The sequence below is a fragment of the Flavobacterium saccharophilum genome (genome assembly GCF_900142735.1).
GTDB lineage: Bacteria > Bacteroidota > Bacteroidia > Flavobacteriales > Flavobacteriaceae > Flavobacterium > Flavobacterium saccharophilum.
Map to the genome: position 1 here is coordinate 115,054 of NZ_FRBY01000007.1, position 11,882 is coordinate 126,935.

At 32.5% G+C, this 11,882-nt stretch carries 12 protein-coding genes; all 12 read left to right on the forward strand.

Annotation, left to right across the window (positions count from 1 at the left end; translation table 11 throughout):
• The first annotated feature begins 12 nt into the window (after window positions 1-12).
• The 12 genes from BUA98_RS20965 to BUA98_RS21020 all read left to right on the forward strand — a co-directional run bounded on the left by BUA98_RS20965 (window position 13) and on the right by BUA98_RS21020 (window position 11,845).
• Complete coding sequence (locus tag BUA98_RS20965; protein WP_072975765.1) at window positions 13-1,551, forward strand: serine hydrolase; 1,539 nt, start codon at window positions 13-15, stop codon at window positions 1,549-1,551.
• Between the two features lie 152 nt (window positions 1,552-1,703).
• Window positions 1,704-3,923 carry a RelA/SpoT family protein gene (locus BUA98_RS20970; protein ID WP_072975766.1) on the forward strand — a complete coding sequence of 740 codons (2,220 nt, stop codon included), beginning with the start codon at window positions 1,704-1,706 and terminating at the stop codon, window positions 3,921-3,923.
• Window positions 3,924-3,943: 20 nt separating this feature from the next.
• A complete protein-coding gene (locus BUA98_RS22240) occupies window positions 3,944-4,486 on the forward strand; it encodes a hypothetical protein (protein WP_086065480.1) in 543 nt (180 codons plus the stop codon).
• 184 nt (window positions 4,487-4,670) lie between these two features.
• A complete protein-coding gene (locus BUA98_RS20980) occupies window positions 4,671-5,129 on the forward strand; it encodes a Fur family transcriptional regulator (protein WP_026981862.1) in 459 nt (152 codons plus the stop codon).
• Between the two features lie 96 nt (window positions 5,130-5,225).
• Window positions 5,226-6,497 carry an adenylosuccinate synthase gene (locus tag BUA98_RS20985; protein ID WP_072975767.1) on the forward strand — a complete coding sequence of 424 codons (1,272 nt, stop codon included), beginning with the start codon at window positions 5,226-5,228 and terminating at the stop codon, window positions 6,495-6,497.
• Window positions 6,498-6,552: 55 nt separating this feature from the next.
• Entirely contained in the window at window positions 6,553-7,134 is a 582-nt protein-coding gene (locus BUA98_RS20990) for an NUDIX domain-containing protein (RefSeq protein ID WP_072975769.1), read from the forward strand.
• A gap of 58 nt (window positions 7,135-7,192) precedes the next feature.
• Window positions 7,193-7,702: a DUF4348 domain-containing protein gene (locus BUA98_RS20995; RefSeq protein ID WP_072975770.1), complete on the forward strand. Its 510-nt coding sequence runs from the start codon at window positions 7,193-7,195 to the stop codon at window positions 7,700-7,702.
• Between the two features lie 6 nt (window positions 7,703-7,708).
• Window positions 7,709-8,272 carry a hypothetical protein gene (locus BUA98_RS21000; RefSeq protein ID WP_072975772.1) on the forward strand — a complete coding sequence of 188 codons (564 nt, stop codon included), beginning with the start codon at window positions 7,709-7,711 and terminating at the stop codon, window positions 8,270-8,272.
• Between the two features lie 9 nt (window positions 8,273-8,281).
• A complete protein-coding gene (locus BUA98_RS21005; protein WP_072975774.1) occupies window positions 8,282-9,481 on the forward strand; it encodes a hypothetical protein in 1,200 nt (399 codons plus the stop codon).
• A 156-nt stretch (window positions 9,482-9,637) separates the two neighbouring features.
• Window positions 9,638-10,522 carry a L,D-transpeptidase gene (locus tag BUA98_RS21010; protein WP_072975776.1) on the forward strand — a complete coding sequence of 295 codons (885 nt, stop codon included), beginning with the start codon at window positions 9,638-9,640 and terminating at the stop codon, window positions 10,520-10,522.
• A 94-nt stretch (window positions 10,523-10,616) separates the two neighbouring features.
• Window positions 10,617-10,913 (forward strand): RNA polymerase alpha subunit C-terminal domain-containing protein, encoded by a 297-nt coding sequence (locus BUA98_RS21015; RefSeq protein ID WP_086065482.1) that lies wholly within the window; start codon window positions 10,617-10,619, stop codon window positions 10,911-10,913.
• A 101-nt stretch (window positions 10,914-11,014) separates the two neighbouring features.
• Window positions 11,015-11,845 carry a hypothetical protein gene (locus BUA98_RS21020; RefSeq protein ID WP_072975778.1) on the forward strand — a complete coding sequence of 277 codons (831 nt, stop codon included), beginning with the start codon at window positions 11,015-11,017 and terminating at the stop codon, window positions 11,843-11,845.
• Window positions 11,846-11,882 lie beyond the last annotated feature (37 nt).

An 11,882-nucleotide genomic window follows, 5' to 3' on the forward strand; every position in this document is an offset into this window, starting at 1 on the left:
TATCATCTACTTATGAATTACAAATTATCAATTTTAGCATTATTATTTAGTTTTTCCCTTTCGGCACAAATCACGAATCCAGAAGTAGATGAATTGGTCAATCGTACCATAAAAGCTTTTGATGTTCCTGGAATCGCTGTTGCCATTGTCAAAGACGGAAAAGTAGTTTTAGCAAAAGGATATGGTGTAAAATCGATAACAACGCAGGAAAAAGTCGATGCAAACACCCTTTTCGGAATTGCATCAAACAGTAAAGCTTTTACAAGTGCTGCTCTTGCTATGTTAGTTGATGAGAAAAAAATAAAATGGGATGATAAAGTGATTCAATATCTTCCGGATTTTAAAATGTATGATGATTATGTTACCAAAGAATTCACGATTCGCGACCTATTGACACACAGAAGCGGACTGGGACTTGGTGCCGGAGATTTGATGATCTGGCCTGACGGCAGTGATTTTAAAGCAGCCGATATTGTTCATAATTTAAGATATTTAAAACCTGTTTCAAGTTTTAGGACTAAATACGATTATGACAATCTGATGTACATTATCGCAGGTGAAATTGTACACGTTGTGACAGGTCAAACATGGGCTGATTTTGTAGAAACACGTATCATGAAGCCATTAGAAATGGATAAAAGTGTGGCTTCGGTAAAACGCTTAAAAGATACTTCAAATGTCATCACGCCTCACGTTCCGATTGATGGAAAATTAAAAACAATCAAACGTTATGAAAATAATCTTTTTGATGGAGCTGCCGGAATTTATTCAAGTGTAAATGATTTGAGTAAATGGGCAATTTTACAAATCAATAACGGGAAATACGGGGATAATAAACAATTGTTTTCAGAGAAGGAACACGATGAAATGTGGCAATTGCAAACCATTATTCCAGCCAAAACGAGACCTCCTTATAATACTCATTTTTCAGGGTATGGCTTAGGCTGGTTTTTAAGTGATGTAAAAGGATACAAACAAGTTTCACACACCGGAGGTTTGGAAGGAAATGTGACACAAACCACATTGATTCCGGAAATAGGTTTGGGAATTATAGTTTTAACCAATCAACAATCCGGAGCGGCATTTAGCGCTATTACTAATACAATAAAAGACAGCTATTTAGGTATTAAATCTGATGATTATGTGACCGTTTACAGCAACCGAGTGAAAGCTAGTGAAGCATCCGCAGATAAAGTAACCGATGAAGTTTGGGCAACTGTAGCCAAAAACAAAAAAGACAAAATAAAAACCGACTTTTCTAAAATCACAGGAACTTACAAAGACAATTGGTTTGGAGAAATTACAATAACAGAGAAAAAAGGAAAACTCTATTTTGCCTCAAAACGATCTTCTCAACTAGTTGGAGAAGTCTTTTTCTACAAAGAGGGCAATTATGTAGTAAAATGGGACAATGCCTTTTTCCATGCTGATGCACATTTGCTTTTTAAATATGATGAATCTGGTAAAGTAATCAACCTAAAAATGCTTCCAATTTCTGAGTTGACTGATTTTAGTTATGACTTTCAGGATTTGGATTTTTCTAAAGAATAGAGTTTTGTTTCAGGTTTCAAGTTTCAGGTTTCACGTTGAATGCCGTGGCAAAAAACTTGAAACCTGAAACCTGAAACAAAATAATTTCATTCTATAGATTCCTTGCGTATATTCAAACTAATGCTTATTTTTAGTACTTGAACTATGCCGTTATGATAGAAATAGATATTGAAAAAGAAAACAAAGCAATTGCGCAGGAATACAAAGAATTACTTCGAATAAGTTACCAGACTTTAACACCCGCTGATAAAAAACTAATCCGGAAAGCATTTGATGTGGCTGTTGACGCCCACAAAGAACAAAGACGTAAATCTGGCGAAGCGTATATCTTTCATCCTATTGCAGTTGCAAAAATTGTTGCCTCTGAAATTGGTTTGGGAGCGACCTCTATTGCTGCGGCCTTATTACACGATGTTGTTGAAGATACTCCAATTACAGTTGAAGATATTGAAAGATTATTCAACCCAAAAGTGGCACAATTAGTCGAAGGTCTGACTAAAATTTCGCTGGTTCAAAAAGACTTAAATGCCTCAATGCAGGCAGAGAATTTCAGAAAAATGATTCTGACACTGAACGATGACGTTCGTGTTATTCTGATAAAATTGGCTGACCGTCTTCATAATATGCAGACAATGGATTCAATGGTGGAATACAAACAGACCAAAATTGCTTCAGAAACCTTATATATTTATGCCCCACTCGCCCATCGTTTGGGACTTTATAATATTAAAACCAAACTCGAAGATTTAGGTTTAAAATATACAGAACCTAATGTTTACAATGATATTGTGAGCAAAATCAGAGAAACAAAAGAAGAGCAAGATGCTTATATCAAAGATATTTCTGATGTTTTGAAGAATTCTCTGGATAAAGAAGAAATAGATTATATTATAAAAGGGCGCCCGAAATCTATTTATTCGATTCGCCGAAAAATGCGTGCACAAAATGTAAGCTTTGACGAAGTTTACGACAAATTTGCGCTTAGAATTGTTTACAAAGCAGATCCGCACGATGAAAAGTTTGTGGCATGGAAAATCTATTCGATTGTAACAGATCATTACAGACCAAGCCCGAGCCGTTTGCGCGACTGGATTTCATCTCCAAAATCAACCGGTTACGAAGCTTTGCACATTACCGTCATGGGGCCAAAAGGCCGTTGGGTTGAAGTGCAGGTTCGAAGCGAACGTATGGATGAAATTGCAGAGAAAGGTTACGCAGCACATTACAAATATAAAAATGGTGCAACGGAAGAAAGCGGATTGGATGTTTGGCTAAATCTTCTTCGTGAAGCATTAGAGAATCAGGAAACCAATGCGGTGGATTTTGTGGAAGATTTTAAAATGAATTTATATTCAAAAGAAATCTTTGTTTTTACACCAAAAGGAGAAATCAAATCGCTGCCAAAAGGCGCTACTTCTTTAGATTTTGCTTTTAGTATTCACTCTGAAATTGGAATTAGAACCCGAGGAACGCGTGTAAATGGACGATTAGTTCCGTTAAATTACGAATTAAAAAGTGGTGACCAGGTTGAAGTTATTACATCAGCGAATCAAAAGCCAACAGTGAACTGGTTGGAATATGTAACAACATCACGTGCCAAAAATAAAATCAAAAACGTTCTTAACGAGAATACTAAAAAAATTGCTGAGGAAGGAAAAGAACTACTTACAAGAAAATTAAAACATCTTAAAATAACCATCAGCGAACAGGTTATCAATGAGTTGGTAAACTTCTTCAAATTAAAAACCAGTCTGGATTTATTTTACAGAGTTGGAATTGGTGCTATCGAAAATCAGCAGTTAAAAGATTATGCGGCTCAAAAAAGCAACACGATTATCAATTTCTTTAAAAATAAAATTAAAAGAAATAAAGATACTGCAGACGAGGATATTCATAAACCGGTTATCAGCAGTAATTATGACATGCTGGTTTTTGGTACAGAACATGACAAACTCGATTACAAACTTTCGCAATGTTGTAACCCAATTCCGGGTGACGATGTTTTTGGTTTCGTTACCATTAACGAAGGAATAAAAGTGCATAAAAAAGACTGTCCAAATGCCATTGGAATGCAGTCCAATTATGCCTATCGTATCATGAGTGCGAAATGGATTGATTCATCTCAGGAAGAATTCAAAGCGATTATCAACATTACCGGAATGGATGTTTTAGGGCTTACCAACCAATTGACAAGAGTTATTTCGAACAATATGAGTGTGAATATTCAGAGTATATCTTTGAGTACTGACGCCGGAATTTTCCACGGACAGATCGCAGTTATTGTAAAGAATAATACGATTTTGAAGAAAATGATCAATGCTATCAAAAAAATTGACGGAGTTGATAAAGTGACGAGAGAATACAGAACTTAATTCTTATATTAAGAATATCAATGAAAACAGAATCCTTAGAAATTCCGAAAATACAGTTTGATGAAAATGGAGCGCTTTTAATTGTTGCTTCCGAATATTCTTCAAAAGATGATTTCGATTTTTTTCAGGGAAAATCTATTATCAAAAATAAAAAACTAAAACAGCGATTTGCCAATTGTACTGAATGGATTGAATTTACTTCAACTCAGGAAATGTACAAGATTTTGAATGGCATTGGCAATATCGATAATTTCCTTGCCACTTTTGATGGCGAACCTTTTGAAGGGATGACTGTTCGATTATTTAATCCGAAAACAAAGTTGTGGAGTATTTATTGGGCCGATTCAACTTCGGGAACTTTAGATAAACCTGTTGTTGGTTCATTCGAGAATAAAGTTGGGCATTTTTTCTCAAAAGATATTTTTGAAGGTAAAAATGTATTACAAGTATTTCGTTGGGACGCCAGAGATGAAAACAATCCCGTTTGGAGTCAGGCCATGTCTGATGATAATGGAAAAACCTGGGAATGGAACTGGTATATGTACATGTCAAAAACCAAATAAAAATTTGTTAGTTTTATCATAAATAAAAATAATTATGTTAATTAAGTTTCCTTGAACTTCGTAAAAATAATGGATTGAAAAGCCTGTATTTATTGCATTATTATCAATCAAATTGATATTCGAACGTTAAACTTTAAACCCGAAACTTTTATTCATTAAAAATAAAAAATTATCTTTGCCGGATATGACACTCATTTCAACTGACAACACTAAGAATCAAGAAATTGTAAAAAATGTTTTTACAATGTATCTTGAACAAAAAGGGCATCGCAAAACTCCTGAGCGTTATGCTATACTTCAGGAAATTTACGATAGCGAAGAGCATTTTGATATAGAAAACCTTTATATCAAAATGAAAAACAAAAACTATCGTGTGAGTAGAGCAACGTTATACAACACGATCGAGTTATTGTTAGACTGCGCTTTGGTTAGAAAACATCAATTTGGACAAAATCAGGCTTACTACGAAAAATCGTATTTCGACAAACAGCATGATCATATTATTATGACCGATTCTGGCGAAGTAATTGAATTTTGCGATCCAAGAATTCAAACCATCAAAAAAACAATCGAAGAAATATTTGATATCGAAATTACGAATCATTCACTTTATTTCTACGGAAACAAAAAGCAAAAACAATAATCCGGAAAGGGAATTATTCAAAAAATAAAAAAAAAGAAAATTAACTACATTAATCAGTAGGGCAACTCAAATTGCCTCAACGCAAATTAAAACAGAATGACCGTAGATTTATTACTAGGATTACAATGGGGAGATGAAGGTAAAGGAAAAATTGTTGACGTTCTTACCTCAAATTATGATATTATTGCACGTTTTCAAGGAGGACCAAACGCAGGACATACATTAGAATTTGACGGAATTAAACACGTACTAAGAACCATTCCTTCAGGAATTTTTCATAAAAATTCAGTAAACATCATCGGAAATGGTGTTGTAATTGATCCGGTAGTTTTTCAAAAAGAAATTGAAGGTTTAGAGAAATTTAACCTTGACATCAAAAGCAAATTGATCATTTCAAGAAAAGCACATTTAATTTTACCAACACACCGTTTATTAGATGCAGCTTCTGAGGCATCGAAAGGAAAAGCAAAAATTGGTTCTACATTAAAAGGAATTGGTCCAACTTACATGGACAAAACAGGTAGAAACGGATTGCGTGTTGGAGATGTTGAATTGGAAGATTTCAAAGAACGTTACAGAGCATTAGCAGACAAACATGAAGCAATGATTGCTTTTTATGATGTCGCTATTCAATATAATTTAGCTGAACTTGAAAAAGAGTTTTTTGAAGCTATTGAAGAATTAAAAAAATTAGATTTCATTGACAGTGAAGAATATATGTACCAGGCTCAAAAAGCGGGTAAATCTATTTTATGTGAAGGAGCTCAGGGATCTTTATTAGATGTTGATTTCGGAACTTATCCTTTCGTAACTTCATCAAACACTACTGCTGCCGGAGCTTGTACTGGTTTAGGAATTGCTCCTAACAAAATCAAAGAAGTTTACGGAATTTTTAAAGCTTACGTTACACGTGTTGGTAGCGGACCTTTCCCAACGGAACTTTTTGACGAAGTTGGTGCTACAATGGCAAGAGTTGGAAACGAATTTGGATCTGTTACAGGAAGACAAAGACGTTGTGGATGGTTAGACTTAGTAGCTTTAAAATATGCTGTTCAGGTAAATGGTGTTACACAATTAATGATGATGAAAGGTGACGTTCTTTCAGGATTCGAAACTTTAAAAGTTTGTACTGAATACAACTATAAAGGACAAATCATTTCGCACTTTCCTTATAACATTGAGCCAGAGAATGTAACTCCTGTTTATAAAGAATTTAAAGGATGGCAAGCAGACTTAACTGGTTTAACGACTTATGAGCAATTGCCAATTGAGCTAAAAGAATATATTGAATTTATTGAAGCAGAAGTTGGAGTGCCAATCAAAATTGTATCGGTTGGGCCAGACAGAAAGCAAACAATAACAAAATAACAATCACTAAACGCTCTGATAATCAGGGCGTTTTTTTTATATAAATATTTACGCCATGAAAAACCCTGAAATTAAAGTTAGAGAAACGAAGTTATTATCAGACAATTGGTATATCCTTAATAAGGTTACTTTCAGTTATCAAAAAGAAAATGAAAAAATTCAGACTCACGTTCGGGAAGTGTACGATCGCGGAAATGGAGCTGGAATTTTATTATACAACTCTACTAAAAAAACGGTTATCCTTACAAGACAATTTCGTTTACCAACTTTCCTTAATGGAAACAAAACTGGAATGATGATTGAAGTTTGTGCAGGACTTTTAGACGAAGATAATCCTGAAGAATGTATCATTCGTGAAACGGAAGAAGAAACTGGATATCGTATCAAAAAAGTAGAAAAAGTAACACAAACTTATATGTCTCCAGGTGCTGTAACAGAAATTTTATATTTATTTACCGGTGAATATAATGAAAGCATGAAAGTGAGTGAAGGAGGAGGATTAGCCTCTGAGCAAGAAAACATTCAGGTTTTAGAATACACTTTTGATGAAGCTTATGCGATGATTGAATCTGGTGAAATTGTAGATGCTAAAACTATTATTTTACTGCAACATGCTAAGATAAAAGGGTTGATTTAGATTTTTTATAAGTATATTAGTTCAAAAAAACTACATGAAGAACTTTATCTAATTTGATATGAATCAAAAAGCGATTGTGTTGCTTTTTTTTATTGCGTTTTTGTTTTTTAATTGCAAAAATGAAATAGTAAAACAAAAAATAAAAAAACAGGAAATTACAGAACAAAAAGATAAAAATGCTGCAAAACAAAATCCAAAGGTAGCTAACGAAAACTTTGAAATGTTTTTAGATAAATTTAGTCAGGATTCTATTTTTCAAATCAGCAGGGTAAAGTTCCCTTTAAAAGTCAAAGAAATTGACTTGGAATCTATGGTAGAATTAGACGAAAACAAATCCGATTTTAAAGAAAGAACTATTTTAAAATCAGATTATACTAAACTTGATTTCACCTATCCAAAAGATGCATTAACTCGAGAATTAGATCGGTATACGCAAAAAATAAAAATAAAAAATAATAGAGCAGTTGTCGAAATTAGAGGAGTAGATAATGGAATTTACTCCGATTTCTACTTTGAAAAAATAGATGGTAAATGGTTTTTACAAACATGGAAAGAGCAGTCGACTTAAAATTCTATGAAAAATCAAATTAACATCTGGCAAGAATTTGCAAAAGAAGCCGGAGGAACTTTTAAAGAAGGGTACTCCTGGCGCTCCGACTCAACCGAAATCGAATACAAAAACTGGAAAATAATTTTTGATAATTTTACAGTTTGGTCAGGAAAATACAGTAGCAAAACCACAAGGGTTATTGCTCCAGTTGCTCTATCAAATAATTTTAAGTTTGAAATATATCGCGAAGGTTTTATTCGAAAAATAGAGAAAATATTTGGGGCACAAGATGTAGAAATTGGCTATCCGGAATTTGACAAAGCATTTACAATTAAAAGTAATAATGAATTTAAAATAAAAACATTATTACGAAATAAAGAAATTAGAAATCTTATTGAATCTCAAAACGAAATTAATCTCCAAATTTCAGATCAAAAAGGAATATGGGAGGAAAAGCTTCCCGAAAACGAATATGAATTAGCCTACTTTATGGATGGTGAAATTCGTAGTTTAGATACTTTAAAATCATTGCTTCACCTTTTTAAATTACTTTTAGATCAATTACATCAAATAAATTCCAATAATTAATTCAAACTGATGCATAAATCAATAATCCTTTTTTTACTTATTCTTTCTATAAAATTATATTCTCAAGAAAAAAAAGAAACTTACCTTTTTTCAGAAGATATTACTGCCAATTTTGAAAATGACAAAACCCTCGCCAGATATCAGATTGCTGCTACAAATTTTTCGATAAGTGGCTACTATAAATTAGGGCTTGAAACTTGGGACAAACAAGCTGGGGCAGATTTTTCTAAAAAGAAAACTATTTCAACAGAAGACAGTCTTTATTTTAAATCCTTTAAGCCAGTAAATGCTAAAAAATATATCATTGATCGCTCAAAAAACGAACAAATCATTCTTATAAATGAAGCTCATAATAATTCCAGACATAGAGTTTTCACAACATCCTTACTCCACGATTTATATAATAACGGATATCGATTTCTTGGATTAGAGGCATTATGGGAAAATTTGGATGGAAAAGAATTTGCTACTTTACAAGATGGATTTTACATTAAAGAACCTCAATTTGGCAATTTAATAAAGGAAGCAAAAGAAATTGGATTTACAGTATTTCAATATGAATCAACTTCAAAAGTAAGAGACGGCGGCAAAACCAGAGAAATCGAGCAAGCTGAAAACATTGTTAAGATGATGAAAGAAAATCCGAATTCTAAATTCTTAATTCATTGTGGATACGAACACATCATAGAAGGTACTCCTGGAATAAAAACTTGGGAAAAAGCAATGGCTGGCAGAATTATAGAAATGACAGGAATAAATCCTTTTACAATTGATCAGACGTATTATTCTGAAAAAGGAAATACAAATTTAAATTCTCCTTACATTGAAATGGTAAATCTTGATTACCCTGTTATTATGATAAATAATGAAAATAAAGCTTTTAGTGGAGATAGAGAAAACACTAAAAATATAGACTGTGCTATTATCCACCCAATCACAAAATACAAAAACAACAGACCTGATTGGCTGAATCTTTCAAAAGAAAGAAAAACAATTAAAATTGAAAATTCTAAAATCAAGGAATATCCTGCATTAGTCTTAGCCTATCGAATTAATGAATTTGAAAAAAATGGTATTCCCGCAGATATAATTGAACTTGCTAGTGATAGTGAAAAATCAAACCTAATCCTGAAAAAAGGAGAATATAAAATCATAGTTAAAAACAAAGATTACCAAATAGTAAATGAATTTACACAGACTGTAAAATAGTAATTACTATAAAAACATGTATGCTGTTTAATAAGGAGTGAACTATAAGAAAAGATAAATTTGCAAGGATGATAATCAAATAAACTATTCAGCAAATTGTGTAATTAATTTAGACGATTAATAAAATAACTTTACATCATATAAAAAACCAGTTTTATGAAAAAGTTATATTACACATCAAATGTTTTGTTCCTGTTTGTTTTAGTTTTGTTAGGTTCTTGTGAACAAAAGAAGACTATAAGACAAAGTGAAACAAAAATTCGCAAAACCGTTGAATACAAAAAACCAGAATCAACTGTTGCTTTTAAATTTGAAAAAACAAAACAATGGCTTGATTCCATTAAAGGTGATTCAACCAAACTTTATATTGCCTACGCTATAAATAGAACGGATAAAGCAAATATTGCCAAAATGGATTCGGTTGTAATTCCGAATGATTTTAGTGGCGATTTGGTTTACTATTTACCATTTCCAATACACGTATCAGCTTTAGAAGAGGTTTCTAAAGTTTTGATTTTCTCCTATCCTACACAGACTTTTGCCGCTTATGAAAACGGCGAACTCGTTTATACCGGACCAACCAATATGGGAAGAAAAAAAGACCCAACACCAACAGGATTGTTTTTCACCAATTGGAAGGCTGAAAAAACAACAAGTACTTTTAATGACGAATGGGACTTAAAATGGAATTTTAATATTGAAAATAAACTGGGAGTTGGTTTTCACCAATATGAATTACCCGGCTATCCAGCTTCGCATTCTTGTCTGCGTTTATTAGAAAAAGATGCAAAATACCTTTATAAATGGGCAGACGAATGGGTTTTGAAAGACAGTGAAAATGTAAAAGTTAAAGGAACACCTGTAATCGTTTTTGGAAGCTATAATTTTGACGGACCTAAACCATGGCTGGAATTAGTAAAAAATCCAGAAGCATTAAATATCTCAGAGTCGGAAATTGAAACTCAGGTTCAACCTTTTGTTCAAAAGATTTTAGAAAATCAGAAAATTAGAGAAACAGAAAAGCAAACTGCTGCTCTTTAGAATATTATATTTTATATAAAACAGCTGATGCAATTTTAAAATATTGCATCAGCTGTTTTTTTTAGGTAATTTTATATTCCAATCTAAAACAAAAATGATCTCCTCTTCTAAAAATAACAGAACTTGTAAAAAAGGGCATCACTATTTTAAAACGAGCGATTGCCCTACTTGTCCAATTTGCGAACAGGAGCGTAAACCACAATCGGGGCTTTTATCTGTATTGTCAGCCCCGGCAAGACGAGCTTTAGAAAATAAAGGAATCGAAACTGTACAGGATTTATCAAAATATTCAAAAAAAGAAATCATATCATTACACGGAATTGGACCAAGCTCAATTCCAAAACTATTGGAAGAATTGAAAAAGCATAGCCTAAACTTTCGAGAAGATTAAACTTCAAAATGTATTTTTTTTTACTTCTGGTCACTTTTATTTTCCTATTTTCGTCTCTCTTAAAACATCTAAAAACCAAAATAGTTTTTAAGATTAAAACCATGAAGAATATACTTCTACTTTTTCTTATTTCATTTCCTTTTTTTAATTACGGACAATCAAATCAAATTTTAGATTTCAAACCTGGTTACTCTCTTGAAACTATTTATCGTCAAGCAACATCTAATTCTTCAGATTATGAAGTTGTGTATTCTGGAAACGAAAAATTTTTAGAAAATTTAAAGCAAAATGGAATAGTAAACCCAACGAAAATAAAAAATAGCTTTAATTTAGAAACACTTTCTAAAACGGGTAAAACTGATAAAAGCGGCAACTTTCCGATAACAATTGAGTACTTAAAATCTATTGACGCAAATGGAAAAACTATAATTCCAAACGGTACGTTGTTGTATGGTAAAACGTCATCTTCTACTATGCCTGAAATGGATTCTATCGTCTCAAAAGGCATGGAAGAAAGTTTTAAAAATATCATTTTCCAAACCGTCAAAAGCACATTTTCACAGTTGGTTATGCCGCAGAAAAAACTAAAAATAGGTGAATCTTTTATTCAGGAAAGCCCTTTAACATTACCAATTGCAGGTATTAATATTGAAATGCAAATTACCACAACATACCGTTTGAAAAGCATGAATTCAAAAAATGCATTCTTTGATATAACACAAACTTATACTATGAAAATGTCGGACAGTAGATTTGAAACAAATGGAGCCGGAATAGGAAAAGGGGATTTAATTTATGATATTCCAAATCATTTTATTACCGGAAATACTTTAGTAATGGATTTTAATCTTGATCTAAAAAGTACCGATTTTACTTTACAATTAAAATCAAAAAGTGATTTTAAACAAACCTCCGAAATCTCGAAAAACTAATAAAAAAAGGCATAAGATTAAAACTCTTATGCCTTTT

Bases quoted from the DNA above. Each gene is read 5' to 3' on its own strand.
- BUA98_RS20965 (WP_072975765.1), top strand. From the start codon at position 13: ATGAATTACAAATTATCAATTTTAGCATTATTATTTAGTTTTTCCCTT.
- BUA98_RS20970 (WP_072975766.1), top strand. From the start codon at position 1,704: ATGATAGAAATAGATATTGAAAAAGAAAACAAAGCAATTGCGCAGGAA.
- BUA98_RS22240 (WP_086065480.1), top strand. From the start codon at position 3,944: ATGAAAACAGAATCCTTAGAAATTCCGAAAATACAGTTTGATGAAAAT.
- BUA98_RS20980 (WP_026981862.1), top strand. From the start codon at position 4,671: ATGACACTCATTTCAACTGACAACACTAAGAATCAAGAAATTGTAAAA.
- BUA98_RS20985 (WP_072975767.1), top strand. From the start codon at position 5,226: ATGACCGTAGATTTATTACTAGGATTACAATGGGGAGATGAAGGTAAA.
- BUA98_RS20990 (WP_072975769.1), top strand. From the start codon at position 6,553: ATGAAAAACCCTGAAATTAAAGTTAGAGAAACGAAGTTATTATCAGAC.
- BUA98_RS20995 (WP_072975770.1), top strand. From the start codon at position 7,193: ATGAATCAAAAAGCGATTGTGTTGCTTTTTTTTATTGCGTTTTTGTTT.
- BUA98_RS21000 (WP_072975772.1), top strand. From the start codon at position 7,709: ATGAAAAATCAAATTAACATCTGGCAAGAATTTGCAAAAGAAGCCGGA.
- BUA98_RS21005 (WP_072975774.1), top strand. From the start codon at position 8,282: ATGCATAAATCAATAATCCTTTTTTTACTTATTCTTTCTATAAAATTA.
- BUA98_RS21010 (WP_072975776.1), top strand. From the start codon at position 9,638: ATGAAAAAGTTATATTACACATCAAATGTTTTGTTCCTGTTTGTTTTA.
- BUA98_RS21015 (WP_086065482.1), top strand. From the start codon at position 10,617: ATGATCTCCTCTTCTAAAAATAACAGAACTTGTAAAAAAGGGCATCAC.
- BUA98_RS21020 (WP_072975778.1), top strand. From the start codon at position 11,015: ATGAAGAATATACTTCTACTTTTTCTTATTTCATTTCCTTTTTTTAAT.